Here is an 18,016-nt window from a genome sequence, read left to right as displayed (position 1 = left end):
GGCTCTCACAGCACGGACGGTATGCTCCCTCTCCCGTTCTTACGGGGTGAGGGTTGGGGTAAGGGGCAAACGCACGGGAAGTGTCCGTGGCGAGACCTGTCCCCCCTCACCCGGATTGCATCTGACGATGCAATCCGACCTTCCCCGCAAGCGGGGCGAGGTGCACCGAGCGTGCCGCGCCACCTTGCTTTACATCTCAGCGACTACCGACGAAAAGGCGGTCGGACCGCCGCCCCTACCCCCGCGCCCTCAACTCCCGCCGCAGCACCTTGCCGGTCGCCGTCATCGGCAGGGTGTCGGTGAATTCAACGTGGCGGGGGTATTCATGCGCGGCGAGCTTCACCTTGACGAAGTCCTGGATCTCTCGCGATAGCGTGTCATTTGCAACGAAGCCGGGCCGCAGCACGATCCACGCCTTGATGGCCTCGGTGCGCACCGGGTCGGGAATGCCCACGACGGCCGCCAGCGCGACCGCCGGATGCTTGAGCAGCGTGTCCTCGATTTCCGCCGGGCCGATGCGATATCCGGCCGACGTGATGACGTCGTCCTCGCGGCTCGCATACCAGAAATAGCCGTCGTCATCCTGGGTGCCGAGATCGCCGGTCAGCAGCACGTCGCCCGCGAACTTCTTCCGCGTCGCCTCCGGATTGCGCCAATATTCTATCATGGTGCAGGGGTTGGGCTGGCGCACGCCGATGATGCCCCTCTCGCCGCGCGGCAGCTCCTCGCCCTTGTCGTTGACGATCAGAACCTGGAAGCCGGGCGTCGCCTTGCCCATCGAGCCCGGCCGGATCGGAAACAGCTTTGCATTGTTGCCGACCACGAGATTGCACTCGGTCTGGCCGTAGATCTCGTGCGCATCGATGCCGAAAGTCGCGCGCACCCAGTCGAGCAGCTCGGCGCCGAGCGACTCGCCGCCGGTGAGGATGCTGCGCAGCCGGACCCCCTCGTGCTTGACGTTGGCCTGCCGCATCAGCTTCAGCGCCGTCGGCGGCAGGAATACGTTGCGGACGGCGTAGTCGGCCATCAGTTGCATTGCGGCCTGCGGCTCGAATTTCTTCGCGCGATAACCGATCACCGGCACCGCGTGATACCAGGCCGGAAACAGCGCGTCGAACAGGCCGCCGATCCAGGCCCAGTCCGCCGGCGTCCACATCACGTCGCCTGGCTTCGGCAGGAAGCCGTGCACCATCTCGACATTGGGCAGATGCCCGAGCAGCACGCGATGGGCGTGCAGCGCGCCCTTGGGATTACCGGTCGTGCCCGAGGTGTAAATGATGATGGCAGGGTCGTCGCTTGACGTGGCGACGGTCGGGAATTGATCCGAGGCGCGCTTCAGCGTCGACCAGAACGGCCGGGCGCCGGGGCCGTCGCCGTCAGTGACATAGATCGTCTTGAGCTCCGGCAGATGGTCGCGAATGCGCGCAAGCTTCGCAAGGCCCGTGGTGTCGGTGACGACGACCTTGGCGCCGGAGTTCTGCAGCCGGAATTGCAGCGCGTCCTCGCCGAACAGCGTGAACAGCGGCACCGAGACGAGACCGGCGCGAAACGCCGCCAAATGGACGATCGGCAGCTCCAGCGACTGCGACAGGAACACCGCGACGCGGTCGCCCTGCGCGAGACCATCGGCCTTCAATACGTTGGCGAAGCGGCAGGAGTGCTCCCGCAGCTCATCGAATGAGACGCGCCGTGCGGCGCCGTCCTCCTCGACGACGATCAGCGCCAGACGCCTGGAGCCGTCGGCGTGGCGATCGCAGGTCGCGACCGCGATGTTGAACTGCGCCGGGATGTCCCAGCGGAAGTCGCGCGTGAGCTGTTCGTAGTCGGACGTTTCCTTGAGCATGGAGGAGGCGTTTCCCTCTCGGTTGTTAGTTCAAGCGCTTCGCCCATGAGGTGGCGATTGCATGGGCGCTTGCACGGTCTCCTTACGTCACCCCGCTCTTGTCCGCCGTAGCTCGAAGAGCGAAGGCGGATGCGGGAGAGAGGTCGGATTGCATCGAAGATGCAATCCGGGTGAGGGGTACAGGTCTCACCACCAGCACTTCCCGTGCGTCTGCCCCTCACCCCAACCCTCTCCCCGTGAAGAACGGGGAGAGGGAGCGCACTGCCCGTGCGGCTCGCGCCGTGCGCAAAAATAGGCGGTGGCTAGCCCGACAGCGCCGCCTTCACCAGCGCGCTCGCCTTGGCGAAATCCATCTGGCCGGTATACTTCGCCTTCAGCACGGCGATCACCTTGCCCATGTCCTTCATGCCGGCGGCGCCAGTCTCGGCGACCGCAGCGGAGATGGCGGTCTTCACCTCGTCGTCGCTCATCTGCTTCGGCAGATAGGCCGAGATGACCGCGATTTCCTCGCGCTCGCCGGCGGCGAGCTCGGCGCGGCCGCCCTTTTCATACAGCTCGACCGATTCCTGACGCTGCTTGATCATCTTCTGCAGCACCGCGAGCACGTCGGCGTCGGTCAAGGGCGGCTTGCCTTCGCCGCGCGCGGCGATGTCGGCGTTCTTCAAGGTCGAGTTGACCATGCGCAGGGTGGACAGCTTGCGCTCGTCCTTGGCCTTCATCGCCTCCTTGACCGCATTGTTGATGTCGTCGCGCAGCATGATCTTGCCCTCTCGAATTCCGTTGCGGCTGGTCTAGGCGGTTCGTCCCGGCGAGACAACTCGGTTCCGCATACGTTCCGGCCGTTCACTCGTAAACCAGGCCATTCTCCGTGCAAATTGACCGAAATCGCGTGTGAATCGCTCGCTTCCCGCTTTGACGCCGCTCGCCAGGGGCACTATGTAGAGGCCTCATGACACACATCGATACTGACGCCGCCTGGCCGGACCATAAACCGACCGCGCTCCTCGTGCTCGCCGATGGAACGGTGCTGGAAGGCTACGGCCTCGGCGCCGAGGGCCACGCGGTGGGCGAGGTCTGCTTCAACACCGCAATGACCGGCTACGAGGAGATCCTGACCGATCCGTCCTATGCCGGCCAGCTCATCACCTTCACCTTCCCGCATATCGGCAATGTCGGCACCAACGACGAGGATATCGAGACGGTGAACATGGCGGCGACGCCGGGCGCGCGCGGGGTGATCCTGCGCACGGCGATCACCGACCCATCGAACTACCGCGCCACGCGCCATCTCGACCAGTGGCTGCGCGCGCGCGGGATCATCGGGCTGTCCGGCATCGACACAAGGGCGCTGACCGCGCTGATCCGCTCCAAGGGCATGCCGAACGCCGTGATCGCGCATGCCAGGGACGGCCATTTCGACCTCGACGCCCTGAAGAAGGAAGCGCGGGAGTGGCCGGGCCTGGAGGGCATGGACCTCGTGCCGATGGTGACTTCCGCCCAGCGCTTCACCTGGGACGAGACCCCCTGGGTGTGGAACGAGGGCTTCGGCCAGCAGACCAAGCCGGAGTTCAACGTCGTCGCGATCGACTACGGCATCAAGCGCAACATCCTGCGCCTGCTCGCCGGCGTCGGCTGCAAGGTGACGGTGGTGCCGGCGACGACGCCGGCCGAGGACATCCTGGCGATGAAGCCGGACGGCGTGTTCCTGTCGAACGGACCGGGCGATCCCGCGGCGACCGGCAAATATGCCGTGCCGGTCATTCAGCAGGTGATTTCGTCGGGCACGCCAACCTTCGGCATCTGCCTCGGCCATCAAATGCTCGGACTTGCGGTCGGCGCCAAGACCAAGAAGATGCATCAGGGCCATCACGGCGCCAATCATCCGGTCAAGGACGAGACCACCGGCAAGGTCGAGATCACCTCGATGAACCATGGCTTCGCTGTCGACCAGGATACGCTGCCATCGGGCGCGACGCAGACCCACATCTCGCTGTTCGACGGCTCGAATTGCGGCATCCAGCTCGAGGGCAAGCCGGTGTTCTCGGTGCAGTACCACCCGGAAGCCTCGCCCGGCCCGCGCGACTCGCACTATCTGTTTCAACGCTTTGCCGAGCTGATGCGCGAGAAGAAGCGTAGCGCCGCCTGAGGCCGGTGACTCCAGACAATTCGAAATGCCCGGGCTGGTCCCGGGCATTTTTCTGTCCGCAATCATGTGATCGCCTGCGTCGGTATTGTCCTCGATCTTTTCGCACAGCATTTATATGATAGATGTCATACCTTGGAGGTCGACAACATGAGCGAGACGGATTTGCGCGGTGACTTCGGCGTGGTGCCGCTGGCGGTGCTGGCGTCGATGCCCGGGCTCGATTTCGTGCGCGGCATCTTTGCCGGGACTTTGCCGCAGCCGCCGATCATGCAGACCGTCGCGCCGTTTGACTGCAGCGCCGAGCCCGGCCAGGTCGTCATGCACAGCGTTCCGGCCTTGCGGCACTACAATCCGATCGGCTCGGTGCACGGCGGCTACGCCGCGATCCTGCTGGATTCCGCGATGGGGCTCGCCGTCCACACGATGTGCCCGCGGGGCAGCGGTTACACCACGCTTGAATTCAAGGTCTCTTTCATCAAGGCCATGACCGAGGCCACCGGCATCGTGAGAACGGAGGGCAGGACGCTGTCGTTCGGACGCCGCGCCGCGACGGCCGAGGCACGCATCGCCGATTCGCAAGGGCGCCTGCTGGCGCACGCCACTACGACTTGCCTGGTGTTCGAACTGCCCAAGGCGTGAACTGGAACGGCCGCCACGCAGGCCGGTTGATGGGGGTGAGGTTCATCTTTTTCCGAGGTCGCCATGCCTGCCGCCCCCTCGCCACGCGTCAAGACAAGCGAACCGCTCGGCATCGTATTCACGGACGACGGCCTCGTGCCCAACAATCCGCTGCCGTTCCTGGTCTACGAGGCCGTCATCGATCTGGATAGCACCGATCCGGCGGCCGACATCGAGCGCATGTTCGCCGCCAATGGCTGGGGCGACATGTGGCGCAACGGAGTCTACGACTATCTGCACTATCATGCGACCGTGCATGAGGCGCTGGGCGTCGCCAGCGGAACGGCGCGGGTCCGCTTCGGCGGCGACCGCGGTCGGGAACTGGAGCTTCGGCCAGGCGACGTCGCCATCCTGCCGGCGGGCACCGGACATCAATGCATCTCCGCCAGCAGCGATTTCTGCATCGTTGGCGCCTATCCGCCCGGACCAAAGATGCAGATCACGCGGCCGACGCCGGAGAACCACGCGCGCGCCCTGAAGACGATCCCGGCGGTACCGCTGCCCGCGACCGATCCCGTTCTCGGTGCGGGCGGCCCACTGACGCGCCTGTGGCACCAGGCGCGCTGATCAGGCGCAATACAGCCGATACAGTGTCTGCAGGATCTCGCGGACCTCGCGGCTCGCCAGCCGATAGTAGATCGTCTGGCCATCGCGCCGGGTGGCGACGAGATCCAGCGCGCGCATCTTGGCGAGATGCTGCGACAGCGCCGCCTGTCGCAACCCGACCTGCTCGGCGAGATCGCCGACCGCGCGCTCGCCGTCGATGAGGTTGCAGAGCACCATGAGGCGCTTCGAATTCGCCATGGCAGCGAGCAGGCCCGCCGCCTCCTCCGCCTTGACGTCGAGCGCCGCCACCATGGCCTCACGGGTTTTGCGCCTGGCCTGTGTTGTCATCATTGTTACTTCTTCATTTTCGTATATATGCAATAATGCACATGATAGCCGATTGCAACATGCCCCCTGACGAGGGAATCAAGGACGATATGATCACGGAGTATACAGCGGTCACGGCGCTCGCAGGCGGCGCCCTCATCGGCGCTGCAGCCGTCATGCTGATGGGCCTGACCGGCCGCATCGCCGGCGTCAGCGGCATTGCCGCGCGGCTGTTGCCGCCCTGGGACAGCGCCCTCGCTGGCCGGCTCGCCTTCATAGGCGGCCTGGTCGCGGCCGCCCTTGCGGTCCGCATCGTCAGCGGGAGCCTGCCGCCGCTGAAGCTGGAGGTCGGTCCGATCGATATGGTTGCAGCCGGGCTGCTGGTCGGCTTCGGGGCGGTCTGGGGCAACGGCTGCACCTCGGGTCATGGCGTCTGCGGCATCGCCAGCCTGTCGCCTCGCTCGATCGTCGCCACGCTGGTGTTCATGGCCACCGCGGTCGCGACCACCTTCCTCGTTCGCCACGTGCTGTGAGGCGCCATGATCATCTTCATCCAGTTCATCGTCGGCCTCGTCTTCGGCCTCGGGCTGCTGCTCTCGGGCATGTCCAATCCGGAGAAGGTGCTCGACTTCCTCGATTTCGCCGCGATCCGCTCCGGCGGCTGGGATCCGAGCCTGATCCTGGTGATGGCTGGAGCAGTGGGCGTCGCCTTCATCGGCTTCCGATTGGTTTTCCGGCGCCGGCGTCCCGTCCTCGGTGACCAATTTCACCTGCCATCCTCGCAGATGCTGGATTGGCGGATCGCAACCGGCCCTGCGATCTTCGGCATCGGCTGGGGCCTCGCCGGCATCTGCCCGGGCCCGGCCTTCGTGGCGCTCGGCTACGGCTCGCCTGCCGTCGTCCTGTTCGTCACGGCCATGATGATCGGAATGGCCGCAGCCCGCATGCTCTCGCGCCGCCGGCCCTCGCTCGCCGCGGTCACTTCAGAATGAGGAAGGATTGAATGCCCGGCATGCCACATCCGGTCGACCTGTCGGTGAAACCCGAGGTCACACCGTTCTTCGACCCCGCCACCAACACCGTCAGCTACGTGGTCAAGGACCCAGGCTCGCGGGCCTGCGCCGTGATCGATTCAGTCATGGACATCGACTATGCCTCGGGGCGCATCGCGCCGCAGTCGGCCGACAAGATCATCCGCCTGATCGAGGATCGCGGCTGGCAACTGGACTGGCTGATCGAGACCCATGTCCATGCCGACCATCTGTCGGCTGCGCCCTACATCCAGTCCCGGCTGGGCGGCAGGATCGGCATCGGCGCCAACATCAGGATGGTGCAGGAGACCTTCGGCAAGATCTTCAACGAAGGCACCGAGTTTCAGCGCGACGGCAGCCAGTTCGACCGCCTGTTCCATGATGGAGACAGCTACCGGATCGGCGCAATGACCGCCTTCGCCATGCATACGCCGGGTCACACGCCGGCCTGCATGACCCATGTGATCGGAGACGCCGCCTTCGTCGGCGACACGCTGTTCATGCCGGATGGCGGCTCGGCACGGGCCGACTTTCCTGGCGGCGATGCGCGCACGCTGTATCGCTCGATCCGCCGCGTGCTGGACCTGCCTGACGCGACGCGGCTGTTCATGTGCCACGACTACGGTCCAAACGGCCGCGACATCCGCTGGGAAACGACGGTGGCCGAGCAGCGCGCGAACAACATCCACGTCCGCGACGGCATCACCGAGGATCAGTTCGTTGCCGCCCGCGAGGCGCGCGACCGCACCTTGGACATGCCCAGACTGATCATCCCCTCCCTGCAGGTGAACATGAAGGCGGGACGGCTGCCGACGCCCGATCAGGACGGCCGGCGCTTCCTGAAAGTGCCGCTCAACGCACTCTAAGACACCCCTCGCCCCACCGAGCACGCGGCAGACGTCGCGGCTCGGCTTTCCCATTTGGCAGCGGCCGGGCACCGGCGCGGCACGCCACTCTGGAGCATCGCAGGATGACCTTGTCCGCTGCCGAGCTTGCGCTCGGCTCGCTGTCCGGCTCTTTCGTCGGATTCACGCTCGGCCTGATCGGCGGGGGCGGATCGGTGCTGGCCGTGCCGCTCATGGTGTATCTGGTAGGCGTCGGCAATCCCCACGTCGCGATCGGCACGAGCGCGGTCGCCGTGGCGATCAACGCGGCGGCCAATCTCGCCAATCATGCCCGCTCCGGCAACGTCAAATGGCCTTGTGCGCTGGTGTTCGCGGCAACGGGCGTGGTCGGCGCCTTCGCCGGCTCGACGCTCGGCAAGATGGTCGACGGTCAGAAGCTGCTGCTGCTGTTCGCCCTCGTCATGATCGTGATCGGACTCTTGATGCTGCGCAAGCGTGGCACGAACAGCCAGCTGGACGTCAAGCTTTCGCGCGACAATCTGTTGGCGCTAGTGGCATTCGGCTTCGGCACCGGAACGCTGTCCGGCTTCTTCGGCATCGGCGGCGGCTTCCTGATCGTTCCGGCTCTGATGTTTGCAACGGGCATGCCGATCCTTTACGCGATCGGCTCCTCGCTCGTGTCCGTCACGGCGTTCGGACTGACGACCGCGGCTAACTACGCGCTGTCGGGACTGGTCGACTGGACGCTGGCGGCGACCTTTCTTGTCGCCGGCATCGCCGGTGGCCTGGTCGGTGCGAAGCTGGCGGCTCGACTGTCAGGCACGCGCGGCACCCTGAACAAGGTGTTTGCCACTGTGGTGTTCGTGGTGGCGGCTTACATGATCTATCGGAGCTGGTCGGCACTCGGCCACTCCGCATAGCCCGGCATAGAGACTGGACGGGCGCACCGCGTGCTCGCAGCGCGCCCGGGCCTCAACTCGACGCGGGCCCGCTTACGCCGCGTTGCTGCCTTCCTGGCGGCTGGCTTCGAACAAGAACCAGGTGCGGCGCTCTGTCTCGTCGATGAAGGTCTCCAGCAATCCCGCGGTGGCCGGATCGTCATTGTCGTCGCACAGCTCGTGCGCCTTCCGCATCGCGGCCGCCATGTGCTTGTTGTCCTCCATCAACTCCCGCAACATCTCGCGCGGCGGCACATACTCCTCGTTGTTGTCCTTGATGGTCTGCAGCTTGCTGATCTGGCCGATCGACTTGACCGTGGTACCGCCGAGCTTGCGAACTCGCTCGGCGAGCTGGTCCGTCGTGGCGAAGATCGCGTCCGACTGCTCGTCGAGCATCAGGTGATAGTCATGGAAGTGCCGGCCGCTGACGTGCCAGTGGAAATTCTTGGTCTTAAGGTAAAGCGCGAACGCATCGGCCAGCAGCGTGTTCAGCGCCGTCGAAATCTTGTTCACGGCGTCCGGCGACAGATCGGTCGGGGTATCGAGCTCGGGGGCGGTCTTGTCGGTCTTTGCTTTACTCACGGGTCAGCCTTCCTGTTAGAAGCAGCGATGGACACGGGTGATCGGACCCGTTAACGCTCGCTGACCCCTCAAGTTCCCATCAAGGAACTGTGTTTGCCGGAACCCGCCATGGACGACTGGATCGACTATTACGATTCCACGCACACGATCTATGCGAGCAAGCTGCATCGCGACCTGCACTTCCAGGCGATTGCGCGCGACATCGTCGGCTATATCCCCTCGCCCGACGCGGTCGTTCTCGACTATTCCTGCGGAGAGGCCTTATCGGCCGCCAAGGTCGCCGACGCCTGCATGACGCTGATCCTGGCCGAGCCGGCGCCGGGCGTGCGCGGCCGGCTGATCGCGCGTTTCGCCCCCAACACCAAGATCCGCGTGCGCTCGCTGGACGAGCTGCGCAACATGCAGGAAGGCTCGATCGACCTCGTCGTCATGAACTCCGTGGCACAGTACATGAGCGAGGCGGAATTCGACGCAGCCCTGGCCGTGATCAGGCGGCTGCTGAAGCCGTCCGGAAAGTTCGTCCTCGGCGACGTCCTGCGCCCGGACGTTGGCATGGGCCGCGACGTGCTCGCGCTGCTGATGTTCGCCGCACGGGACGGCTTCCTCAAGGATGCCATGGTCGGGCTGGTCGCCACTGCCCTGTCCGATTACCGGCAGCTGCGGACGAAGGTCGGCCTGCAGCGCTACAGCGAGGCCGAGATCCTGGCGCGGCTGAAGAAGGCCGGCCTCAGCGCTGTCCGAGCGCCGAAGAATATCGGCCACAATCCCTGGCGCATGACCTTCGTGGCGCAGCCGGTGACGGGAACCGCGTGACCGGCCGAGCCGACCAGCCCGCGCGCTGGCCCAACATCGAGCAACCGGATTAGGGTTAACTGAAACACGGGCTGGCTCACGCGGCCGTGAGAGGTAAGATCATTCCCGGCCCGGTGGCGGAAGCTACGACGCGAAGAGCGGTGCAACGCTCTTGAACCTGGTTCAAGTCCAGGCCGGGCCTCCAGCCTTCGCCGCTGCGCGGCTTCGGCTCTGCGAGCCATCCGCCGCCCTTCCGCCAGCTCCGGCCAATTTGACCGTTGATTTCGGGCCAAAACCCTTTTCGCTCAGAGGAAACTGGTCTAAAGACCGCTCGCGCGCGAGCACTGGTCGCGCCTTGGCCCTTGGCCTTCGGGGACGCGCAGCACGCGCGCCCTTTTTTTGTGCCCAATTCTCTGCCGTTTCTTGCCCGTGAGCTTGAATGCCGAAACGAACCGACATCTCGACCATCCTGATCATTGGCGCCGGTCCGATCGTGATCGGCCAGGCCTGCGAATTCGACTATTCCGGTACGCAGGCGGTGAAGGCGCTGAAGGAGGAGGGCTATCGCGTCGTCCTCGTCAATTCCAATCCGGCCACGATCATGACCGATCCGGAATTGGCCGATGCGACCTATATCGAGCCGATCACGCCGGAGATCGTCGCCAAGATCATCGAGAAGGAACGCCACATCATCCCCGGCGGTTTCGCGCTGCTGCCGACCATGGGCGGGCAGACCGCGCTGAACTGCGCGCTGTCGCTGCGCCGACAGGGGACGCTGGAGAAGTTCGACGTCGAGATGATCGGCGCCACGGCTGACGCGATCGACAAGGCCGAGGACCGCCAGCTCTTCCGCAACGCGATGGAGAAGATCGGGCTGCAGACGCCGAAGTCGCGGCTCGCCAATGCGTCGGCGCTGAAGAAACAATATCGCGACAAATATCTGGCCGAGCGCGAGACGCTGTCGGGCGCCGCGCGCGACGAGCTCGACCGGCAATGGACGCTCGGCGAGAACGAGCGCCGCAAGCGCTATCAGGAGCATGCGCTGGGACAGGCGCTGATGGCGCTGTCCGAGATCGGCCTGCCCGCGATCATCCGTCCGTCCTTCACCATGGGCGGCACCGGTGGCGGCATCGCCTACAACAAGGAAGAGTATCTCGACATCATCGAGCGTGGTCTCGATGCCTCCCCCACCAACGAAGTGCTGATCGAGGAATCGGTGCTCGGGTGGAAGGAGTACGAGATGGAGGTCGTCCGCGACAAGAAGGACAACTGCATCATCGTCTGCTCGATCGAGAACCTCGATCCGATGGGCGTGCACACCGGCGACTCCATCACGGTCGCGCCGGCGCTGACCTTGACCGACAAGGAATATCAGATCATGCGCGACGCCTCGCTGGCGGTGCTGCGCGAGATCGGCGTCGAGACCGGCGGCTCCAATGTGCAGTTCGGCGTCAACCCGGCCGACGGCCGCATGGTCGTGATCGAGATGAACCCGCGCGTGTCGCGCTCCTCGGCCTTGGCCTCGAAGGCCACCGGCTTCCCGATCGCCAAGGTCGCGGCCAAGCTCGCGGTCGGCTACACGCTGGACGAGATCGCCAACGACATCACCGGCGGCGCGACCCCGGCGTCGTTCGAGCCGACCATCGACTACGTCGTCACCAAGATTCCGCGGTTCGCCTTCGAGAAATTCCCGGGCGCGTCGACCACGCTGACCACCTCGATGAAATCGGTCGGCGAAGTCATGGCGATCGGCCGCACCTTCCAGGAGAGCCTGCAGAAGGCGCTGCGCGGTCTCGAGACCGGTCTCACCGGCCTCGACGAGATCGACATCGAGGGGCTCGGCCGCGGCGACGACAAGAATGCGATCCGCGCCGCCCTGGGCACGCCGACCCCGAACCGCCTGCTCCAGGTCGCCCAGGCGATGCGCCTCGGCTGGTCGGACGAGGACATCTTCAACTCCTGCAAGATCGATCCCTGGTTCCTGGCGCAGATGCGTGGAATCGTCGAGATGGAGGACAAGGTCCGCCGCCACGGCCTGCCGCCGAACGCGAGCGGCATGCGCACGCTGAAGGCGATGGGCTTCTCCGACGCGCGGCTCGCGGTGCTCGCCAACACCACCGAAGCCGAGGTCGCCGCCAAGCGGCAGGCGCTCGGCGTCCGTCCAGCGTTCAAGCGAATCGACACTTGCGCGGCGGAGTTCGCTTCGCCGACCGCCTACATGTATTCGAGCTATGAGACGCCGTTTGCAGGCCGACTCGGCGACGAGAGCACGCCGTCGGACAAGAAGAAGGTCATCATTCTCGGCGGCGGCCCGAACCGGATCGGCCAGGGCATCGAGTTCGACTATTGCTGCTGCCATGCCTGTTTCGCGCTGGCCGATGCCGGCTACGAGACCATCATGGTCAACTGCAATCCGGAGACGGTCTCGACCGACTACGACACCGCCGACCGGCTGTATTTCGAGCCGCTGACGGCCGAGGACGTGCTCGAGATCATCGCCACCGAGCGCAAGAACGGCACCGTGCATGGCGTCATCGTGCAGTTCGGCGGCCAGACGCCGCTGAAGCTCGCGCGCGCGCTCGAAGCCGCCGAGGTACCGATCCTCGGCACCTCGCCTGAGGCCATCGACCTGGCCGAGGACCGCGACCGCTTCAAGCGCATCCTCGACAAGCTGCATCTGAAGCAGCCGAAGAACGGCATCGCCTACTCGGTCGAGCAGGCGCGCCTGGTGGCGGCCGATCTCGGCCTGCCGCTGGTGGTGCGTCCGTCCTATGTGCTCGGCGGCCGCGCGATGCAGATCATCCGCGAGGACAACCAGCTCAGCGACTACCTGCTCGGCACCCTGCCGGAGCTGGTGCCGGCCGACGTCAAGGCGCGCTATCCCAACGACAAGACCGGCCAGATCAACACGGTGCTGGGCAAGAACCCGCTGCTGTTCGACCGCTACCTGTCCGACGCCACCGAGATCGATGTGGACTGCCTGTCCGACGGCAAGGACACCTTCATCGTCGGCATCATGGAGCACATCGAGGAGGCCGGTATCCATTCCGGCGACTCCGCCTGCTCGCTGCCGCCGCATTCGCTCGACGAGGCGACCATCGCCGAGCTGGAACGGCAGACCCGCGAGCTGGCGCTCGGGCTCGACGTCGTCGGCCTGATGAACGTGCAATATGCGATCAAGGACGGCACGATCTACGTGCTCGAGGTCAACCCGCGCGCCTCGCGCACGGTGCCCTTCGTCGCCAAGGTGGTTGGCACGCCGGTCGCCAAGATCGCGGCCCGGATCATGGCGGGCGAGAAGCTCGCCGATTTCGGGCTGAAGAAGCGCGCGCTGAAGCATGTCGGGGTCAAGGAATCGGTCTTCCCGTTCGCCCGCTTCCCCGGCGTCGACACCGTGCTCGGCCCGGAGATGCGCTCCACCGGCGAGGTGATGGGCATCGACCGCTCGTTCGCCGTGGCGTTCGCCAAGAGCCAGCTTGGGGGCGGCACACGCGTGCCGCGCAAAGGCACGGTGTTCGTGTCGGTGCGTGAAAGCGACAAGGCGCGCATCACGGAGGTGGTGCGGATGCTGCACGAACTCGGCTTCAAGGTGGTGGCGACGTCCGGCACCCAGCGTTTCCTGACCGACCAGGGCGTGCCGACCGAGAAGATCAACAAGGTGCTGGAGGGACGGCCGCACATCGTGGACGCCATCACCAATGGCGACATCCAGCTGGTCTTCAACACCACCGAAGGCCCGCAAGCGCTGGCTGACAGCCGCTCGCTGCGGCGCGCTGCCCTCTTGCATAAAGTGCCGTATTACACCACTCTTTCGGGTGCCGTGGCGGCCGCGCAAGGCATCCGTGCCTATCTCGGGGGAGACCTTGAGGTCCGCACCCTGCAGAGTTACTTTTCCGAAAACTAATCGCAGCGCGCGGGCGAACGCCTGCTAAGCGGTTGGCAACAATCGGCAATAGAAGCTTTCAGCAGGAACTCGCCGCCCCGTTCGATGTTGTACCGGCCTTTGACGGGACGGTCTTGCCGGGCCTTCAGGCTTTGCTTTGAGCCGCAAAGGCCTATTCTGAAGATGCTGATCGTGCGCGCCCCCGCCCGCACGACTGAAGGACGAGAAGAGATGGTGGAAAAGGTTCCCATGACTTCGATGGGCTACGCCGCGTTGGAGAACGAGCTCAAGCAGCGCCAATCGGTGGACCGTCCGCGCATCATCGAACATATCGCGGAAGCGCGTTCGCATGGCGACCTGTCCGAGAACGCGGAATATCACGCCGCAAAGGAAGAGCAGTCTCACAACGAGGGCCGCATCGCCGAGCTCGAGGACAAGCTCGCGCGCGCCGACATCATCGATGTGACCAAGCTCTCCGGCGACACGATCAAGTTCGGCGCGACGGTGACCCTGATCGACGAGGACACTGAGAAGAAGACGGTCTGGCAGATCGTCGGCGAGGTCGAGGCGGACGCCAAGAAAGGCAAGATCTCGATCACCTCGCCGCTGGCGCGCGCACTGATCGGCAAGAAGATGGGCACCACCGTCGAGGTCATGGCGCCCGGCGGCGCCAAGTCCTACGAGATCGCCAAGGTCGAGTGGCGCTGAGACAGGGCAACGTCCCGGCTGAACGAATCGAAGGGCTGCGCTGAGGCGCGGCCCTTCATCGTTTCCGGCGGTTGCACGGCGGCAAGGGCCGCCACTTCGGCAGTACACGCCCAATTCATCGCCTGTCACGACGCATGCCGGTGACGCAGTTGCGGTAATCAGCTAAATCTGCGGCCGACGAGCCGGGGCGGCAACGACCGAACCGGCCATCGTCGCATCATGGTTTTCTGTTGGGGGACGATCACACATGGAGCAGATGCTCTCGAAATGGCAACCGGCTGCACTCAGCCTGTTTCGCTTCATCACCGGCCTGCTGTTGTTTCAATACGGCGTGGCCAAGATCTTCAAGTTTCCTGTCATCCCGTACTTCGCCAACATTCCGCCGCTGATCTACACGGCCGGCATGATCGAGCTGGTGCTCGGCGCGTTGCTGATGGTCGGTCTGCTCACGCGGCCCGTCGCATTCATCCTGGCTGGCGAGATGGCCTTCGCCTACTTCATGGGCCACATGTTCAAGACAGGTGAGCCGGTATGGCTGCCGCTCCTGAACAACGGCACCGCGGCGATCGCGTTCTGCTTCTCCTGCCTGTATCTGGCGACGGCCGGCGGCGGCCCGATCAGCCTGGACGCGCTGCTGCGGAAGAAGAGCTGATCACTCGCTCCACTGTCATTCCGGGGCGATGCGACAGCATCGAACCCGAAATCCAGAGCTTATCGACGCCATCTCGAGATTCCGGGTTCAGCCCCTGCGGGGCCGCCCCGGAATGACCCTCGAGGCCTAACTCCGTCCCTTGACCTCGAGCGGCACGGCCGCCTCGTATTTGGAGTTATGCAGCACCAGCGAGGTCCTGACGTTGCGCACATGGGGCGCCGCCGTCAGGTGGGTCACGAACTCCTGAAACGTCGCCATGTCCGGTGCCACGCATTTCAGGATGAAGTCCACCTCGCCGGACAGCATCCAGCATTCCCGCACCAGCGGCTCGGACCGCACGAACTCTTCGAACGCCTTCAGGTCGGCGTCCGCCTGGCTGGATAGGTGGACCGAGGCGAACACGGTCACATCGAAGCCGAGCTTGCGCGGGTCGAGCAGGCCCCGGTAGCCGGTGATGTAGCCTTCCTCCTCCAGGGTCCTGACCCGGCGCAGGCAAGGCGGCGGCGAGATGCCGACCCGCTTGGCGAGCTCGACATTGGTGATCCTGCCATCGGCCTGGATTTCGCTCAGGATTTTGAGATCGATCTCATCAAGATTCTTGGACACGGGGATTGTGGGCTCTGGCGGGATAGGAGGAGGCGCAGGGGCGCCGGGGGACGATGGGCAACTCTCTTAGCGCAGGCTGGTCAATTTGCGCAATTTTATTACTTTAGATTTCCCCCGTTGACCGGGTCGTGAAGGGAAAATTCGCCGAGATGCGTTGCAATTCTTGCATAGCTTGCCAGATGGCTTAGACTTGGATTTGACATTTTCGATGGGGCTTCGGGGCGTTTCTTTTGCGCATTCCGCTCGCTGCGTCGTCAATTCTCCCTCTTCCAGCGAGTCTTCGGTCACATGCAAGCTCCGATCCATGCCAAAGTCGTCATCATCGGTTCCGGCCCTGCCGGCTATACGGCGGCGATCTACGCGGCACGAGCTATGCTGGAGCCGGTGCTGATCCAGGGCATCCAGCCCGGCGGGCAGCTCACCATCACCACGGACGTCGAGAACTATCCGGGCTTTGCCGACGTCATCCAGGGTCCCTGGCTGATGGAGCAGATGGAGAAGCAGGCGACGCATGTCGGCGCCCAGATCAAGACCGACCTCGTGACCAAGCTCGAGCTGGGTCAGCGTCCGTTCCGCCTGACCTGCGACTCCGGTGACGTCTACCTCGCCGAGACCGTCATTCTGGCGACCGGCGCCCAGGCGCGCTGGCTCGGGCTGCCGTCGGAGGAGACGTTCAAGGGCTTCGGCGTCTCGGCCTGCGCGACCTGCGACGGCTTCTTCTATCGCGGCAAGGAGGTCATCGTCGTCGGCGGCGGCAACACCGCGGTCGAGGAAGCGCTGTTCCTGACCAATTTCGCGTCGGCCGTCACCGTCGTGCACCGGCGCGACCATTTCCGCGCCGAGCGCATCCTGCAGGAGCGGCTGTTCAAGCATCCCAAGATCAAGGTCGTCTGGGACAGCGCCCTGGATGAGATCTGCGGCGCGAGCTCGCCATCCAAGGTCACGCATGTCAGGCTGAAGAACGTCAAGACCGGCGCGCTCACCGAGCTGCCCGCCGACGGCGTGTTCGTCGCGATCGGCCATGCGCCGGCCACGGAGCTGGTCGCCGGTCAGCTCAAATTGAAACCGTCCGGTTACGTCGAGGTGGTGCCGGGCTCGACCGCGACCTCCGTTCCCGGCGTGTTTGCCGCCGGCGACGTCGCCGATGAAACCTATCGGCAGGCGATCACCGCCGCCGGCATGGGCTGCATGGCTGCCCTCGAAGCCGAACGCTTCCTCGCCCACGCCGCGAGCGAACGCGCCGCGGCGGAATGAACTGACGATGCCACGATCACGGGATGGATTTACGGATATGGATTGGGACAAGCTGAAGGTGTTTCACGCAGCGGCGGAAGCAGGCAGCTTCACGCATGCCGGGGAGCAGCTCGGGCTGTCGCAATCGGCGGTGTCGCGCCAAGTCAGTGCGCTCGAGCAGGAGCTCGCAGTCTCGCTGTTCCACCGTCACGCCCGCGGGCTGATCCTTACCGAGCAGGGCGACCTGCTGTTCCGGACCGCGCATGACGTCTTCATGCAATTGCAGGCGGCGCGCGCCAAGCTGACCGACAGCCGCGAGCGGCCGAGCGGCGATCTGAAGATCACGACAACCCCGGGCGTCGGCATCAACTGGCTGATCCCGCGGCTCGGGGAATTCACCGCGCTCTATCCGGAGATCCGGATCTCGCTGATCGTCACCGACGAGGAGCTCGATCTGTCGATGCGCGAGGCCGACGTGGCGATCCGTACCCGCAAGCCGACCCAACCCGATCTGATCCAGCGCAAGCTGTTCGCGATCAGCTTCCACGCCTATTGCTCGCCGGAATACGTCAAGCGCTTCGGTACGCCGCGCACCCTCGACGAGCTCGATGATCATCGCATTATCATGCTGGCCGACGGCCAGGTCGCCCCGCATCTGCAGAACCGCAGCTGGCTGGTCGATGCCGGCCGCAACGGATCCGGTCCGCGCGAGGCCTATTTCAGGGTCAACAACATTCTCGGCCTGGTCCGCGCCTGCCAGCAAGGGCTCGGCATCGCCGCGCTGCCGGACTACCTCGTCGAGGAAAACAGCCGTCTCGTGCAATTGTTCGGAGAGTCGGATTCGATCCAGCTCGACACCTACTTCGTCTATCCCGAGGAATTGAAGACGGTCGCACGCGTTCAAGTGTTCCGTGACTTCGTCGTGAGCAAAGCGCAGCGCTGGCCGGCGTGACATTGTGCATGTCTGACATGCGGCTTGCATGGTTGCTGCGACGCCATGTGAGAGCCCATAGTGAGCATGTGCTGAGCGTTGGCGTTGCGCATTGTCCCCCTCCTCCAGTGGCGCGAGCGCTCAGAAATCCCTCTTGGAAGGTGATTGTGTCGGCCTCTTTGGCCAATACCTCCAGCCGGGCTCATTTGGGCCCGGCTATTTTTTTGCCGAATGTTTCCGTGTCGTGCCCGATGCGGCGTTGACAGCATCGCCTG

At 64.7% G+C, this 18,016-nt stretch carries 18 protein-coding genes and 1 tRNA gene; 14 read left to right on the top strand and 5 right to left on the bottom strand.

Features of this window, described 5'->3' with window-relative positions; all coding sequences use genetic code 11:
- Positions 1-235: 235 nt before the first annotated feature.
- A complete protein-coding gene (locus ACQR1H_RS04715; RefSeq protein WP_434887906.1) occupies positions 236-1,843 on the bottom strand; it encodes an acyl-CoA synthetase in 1,608 nt (535 codons plus the stop codon).
- Positions 1,844-2,145: 302 nt separating this feature from the next.
- A complete protein-coding gene (locus ACQR1H_RS04710) occupies positions 2,146-2,601 on the bottom strand; it encodes a GatB/YqeY domain-containing protein (RefSeq protein ID WP_315717508.1) in 456 nt (151 codons plus the stop codon).
- 191 nt (positions 2,602-2,792) lie between these two features.
- Between ACQR1H_RS04710 and carA the strand changes: the two genes are divergently transcribed.
- The 3 genes from carA (at position 2,793) to ACQR1H_RS04695 (ending at position 5,234) form a co-directional block, all read left to right on the top strand.
- Positions 2,793-3,989 carry a glutamine-hydrolyzing carbamoyl-phosphate synthase small subunit gene (gene carA, locus ACQR1H_RS04705; RefSeq protein ID WP_316179737.1) on the top strand — a complete coding sequence of 399 codons (1,197 nt, stop codon included), beginning with the start codon at positions 2,793-2,795 and terminating at the stop codon, positions 3,987-3,989.
- Between the two features lie 147 nt (positions 3,990-4,136).
- Positions 4,137-4,628, top strand: a complete 492-nt coding sequence (locus tag ACQR1H_RS04700) for a PaaI family thioesterase (RefSeq protein WP_434882319.1) — start codon at positions 4,137-4,139, stop codon at positions 4,626-4,628.
- Between the two features lie 63 nt (positions 4,629-4,691).
- Complete coding sequence (locus tag ACQR1H_RS04695) at positions 4,692-5,234, top strand: cupin domain-containing protein (RefSeq protein WP_434873587.1); 543 nt, start codon at positions 4,692-4,694, stop codon at positions 5,232-5,234.
- Here ACQR1H_RS04695 and ACQR1H_RS04690 read toward each other — a convergent pair whose 3' ends face one another.
- Positions 5,235-5,561 (bottom strand): ArsR/SmtB family transcription factor, encoded by a 327-nt coding sequence (locus tag ACQR1H_RS04690; RefSeq protein WP_315802866.1) that lies wholly within the window; start codon positions 5,559-5,561, stop codon positions 5,235-5,237.
- Positions 5,562-5,650: 89 nt separating this feature from the next.
- Between ACQR1H_RS04690 and ACQR1H_RS04685 the strand changes: the two genes are divergently transcribed.
- The 4 genes from ACQR1H_RS04685 to ACQR1H_RS04670 all read left to right on the top strand — a co-directional run bounded on the left by ACQR1H_RS04685 (position 5,651) and on the right by ACQR1H_RS04670 (position 8,336).
- On the top strand, positions 5,651-6,073 hold the full coding sequence (locus ACQR1H_RS04685) for a YeeE/YedE family protein (protein ID WP_315802865.1): 423 nt from the start codon (positions 5,651-5,653) through the stop codon (positions 6,071-6,073).
- A 6-nt stretch (positions 6,074-6,079) separates the two neighbouring features.
- On the top strand, positions 6,080-6,532 hold the full coding sequence (locus ACQR1H_RS04680) for a DUF6691 family protein (protein ID WP_316236734.1): 453 nt from the start codon (positions 6,080-6,082) through the stop codon (positions 6,530-6,532).
- An 11-nt stretch (positions 6,533-6,543) separates the two neighbouring features.
- A complete protein-coding gene (locus tag ACQR1H_RS04675; RefSeq protein ID WP_316236733.1) occupies positions 6,544-7,437 on the top strand; it encodes an MBL fold metallo-hydrolase in 894 nt (297 codons plus the stop codon).
- A 104-nt stretch (positions 7,438-7,541) separates the two neighbouring features.
- Positions 7,542-8,336, top strand: coding sequence for a sulfite exporter TauE/SafE family protein (locus ACQR1H_RS04670; RefSeq protein WP_316236732.1), 795 nt, complete (start codon positions 7,542-7,544; stop codon positions 8,334-8,336).
- A gap of 72 nt (positions 8,337-8,408) precedes the next feature.
- On the opposite strand, the gene ACQR1H_RS04665 is transcribed toward ACQR1H_RS04670, so the two are convergent.
- Positions 8,409-8,936, bottom strand: a complete 528-nt coding sequence (locus ACQR1H_RS04665; protein ID WP_315802641.1) for a Dps family protein — start codon at positions 8,934-8,936, stop codon at positions 8,409-8,411.
- 108 nt (positions 8,937-9,044) lie between these two features.
- Between ACQR1H_RS04665 and ACQR1H_RS04660 the strand changes: the two genes are divergently transcribed.
- The 5 genes from ACQR1H_RS04660 to ACQR1H_RS04640 all read left to right on the top strand — a co-directional run bounded on the left by ACQR1H_RS04660 (position 9,045) and on the right by ACQR1H_RS04640 (position 14,971).
- Positions 9,045-9,749, top strand: coding sequence for a class I SAM-dependent methyltransferase (locus tag ACQR1H_RS04660; RefSeq protein WP_315802640.1), 705 nt, complete (start codon positions 9,045-9,047; stop codon positions 9,747-9,749).
- 107 nt (positions 9,750-9,856) lie between these two features.
- Positions 9,857-9,933 (top strand) — tRNA-OTHER (locus tag ACQR1H_RS04655).
- A gap of 234 nt (positions 9,934-10,167) precedes the next feature.
- Positions 10,168-13,632, top strand: coding sequence for a carbamoyl-phosphate synthase large subunit (carB, locus tag ACQR1H_RS04650; RefSeq protein WP_434907220.1), 3,465 nt, complete (start codon positions 10,168-10,170; stop codon positions 13,630-13,632).
- A 210-nt stretch (positions 13,633-13,842) separates the two neighbouring features.
- Entirely contained in the window at positions 13,843-14,319 is a 477-nt protein-coding gene (greA, locus tag ACQR1H_RS04645) for a transcription elongation factor GreA (protein WP_315717519.1), read from the top strand.
- Positions 14,320-14,566: 247 nt separating this feature from the next.
- A complete protein-coding gene (locus ACQR1H_RS04640) occupies positions 14,567-14,971 on the top strand; it encodes a DoxX family protein (protein WP_315802638.1) in 405 nt (134 codons plus the stop codon).
- Between the two features lie 126 nt (positions 14,972-15,097).
- Here ACQR1H_RS04640 and ACQR1H_RS04635 read toward each other — a convergent pair whose 3' ends face one another.
- On the bottom strand, positions 15,098-15,577 hold the full coding sequence (locus tag ACQR1H_RS04635) for an Lrp/AsnC family transcriptional regulator (protein ID WP_015664493.1): 480 nt from the start codon (positions 15,575-15,577) through the stop codon (positions 15,098-15,100).
- A 288-nt stretch (positions 15,578-15,865) separates the two neighbouring features.
- Between ACQR1H_RS04635 and trxB the strand changes: the two genes are divergently transcribed.
- Both trxB and ACQR1H_RS04625 read left to right on the top strand, forming a co-directional pair.
- On the top strand, positions 15,866-16,831 hold the full coding sequence (gene trxB / locus ACQR1H_RS04630; RefSeq protein WP_315802637.1) for a thioredoxin-disulfide reductase: 966 nt from the start codon (positions 15,866-15,868) through the stop codon (positions 16,829-16,831).
- 7 nt (positions 16,832-16,838) lie between these two features.
- A complete protein-coding gene (locus tag ACQR1H_RS04625; RefSeq protein ID WP_315717522.1) occupies positions 16,839-17,762 on the top strand; it encodes a LysR family transcriptional regulator in 924 nt (307 codons plus the stop codon).
- Positions 17,763-18,016 lie beyond the last annotated feature (254 nt).

It is taken from the genome of Bradyrhizobium sp. HKCCYLRH2015, assembly GCF_051168215.1.
Taxonomy (GTDB): domain Bacteria; phylum Pseudomonadota; class Alphaproteobacteria; order Rhizobiales; family Xanthobacteraceae; genus Bradyrhizobium.
The sequence above is the reverse complement of the archived record's forward strand: the minus strand, read 5'-3'. Positions and strand labels throughout refer to the sequence as shown.

Coding starts and splice junctions, on each gene's coding strand:
- ACQR1H_RS04715 (WP_434887906.1), bottom strand. CDS start 1,843: ATGCTCAAGGAAACGTCCGACTACGAACAGCTCACGCGCGACTTCCGC.
- ACQR1H_RS04710 (WP_315717508.1), bottom strand. CDS start 2,601: ATGCTGCGCGACGACATCAACAATGCGGTCAAGGAGGCGATGAAGGCC.
- carA (WP_316179737.1), top strand. CDS start 2,793: ATGACACACATCGATACTGACGCCGCCTGGCCGGACCATAAACCGACC.
- ACQR1H_RS04700 (WP_434882319.1), top strand. CDS start 4,137: ATGAGCGAGACGGATTTGCGCGGTGACTTCGGCGTGGTGCCGCTGGCG.
- ACQR1H_RS04695 (WP_434873587.1), top strand. CDS start 4,692: ATGCCTGCCGCCCCCTCGCCACGCGTCAAGACAAGCGAACCGCTCGGC.
- ACQR1H_RS04690 (WP_315802866.1), bottom strand. CDS start 5,561: ATGACAACACAGGCCAGGCGCAAAACCCGTGAGGCCATGGTGGCGGCG.
- ACQR1H_RS04685 (WP_315802865.1), top strand. CDS start 5,651: ATGATCACGGAGTATACAGCGGTCACGGCGCTCGCAGGCGGCGCCCTC.
- ACQR1H_RS04680 (WP_316236734.1), top strand. CDS start 6,080: ATGATCATCTTCATCCAGTTCATCGTCGGCCTCGTCTTCGGCCTCGGG.
- ACQR1H_RS04675 (WP_316236733.1), top strand. CDS start 6,544: ATGCCCGGCATGCCACATCCGGTCGACCTGTCGGTGAAACCCGAGGTC.
- ACQR1H_RS04670 (WP_316236732.1), top strand. CDS start 7,542: ATGACCTTGTCCGCTGCCGAGCTTGCGCTCGGCTCGCTGTCCGGCTCT.
- ACQR1H_RS04660 (WP_315802640.1), top strand. CDS start 9,045: ATGGACGACTGGATCGACTATTACGATTCCACGCACACGATCTATGCG.
- carB (WP_434907220.1), top strand. CDS start 10,168: ATGCCGAAACGAACCGACATCTCGACCATCCTGATCATTGGCGCCGGT.
- greA (WP_315717519.1), top strand. CDS start 13,843: ATGGTGGAAAAGGTTCCCATGACTTCGATGGGCTACGCCGCGTTGGAG.
- ACQR1H_RS04640 (WP_315802638.1), top strand. CDS start 14,567: ATGGAGCAGATGCTCTCGAAATGGCAACCGGCTGCACTCAGCCTGTTT.
- trxB (WP_315802637.1), top strand. CDS start 15,866: ATGCAAGCTCCGATCCATGCCAAAGTCGTCATCATCGGTTCCGGCCCT.
- ACQR1H_RS04625 (WP_315717522.1), top strand. CDS start 16,839: ATGCCACGATCACGGGATGGATTTACGGATATGGATTGGGACAAGCTG.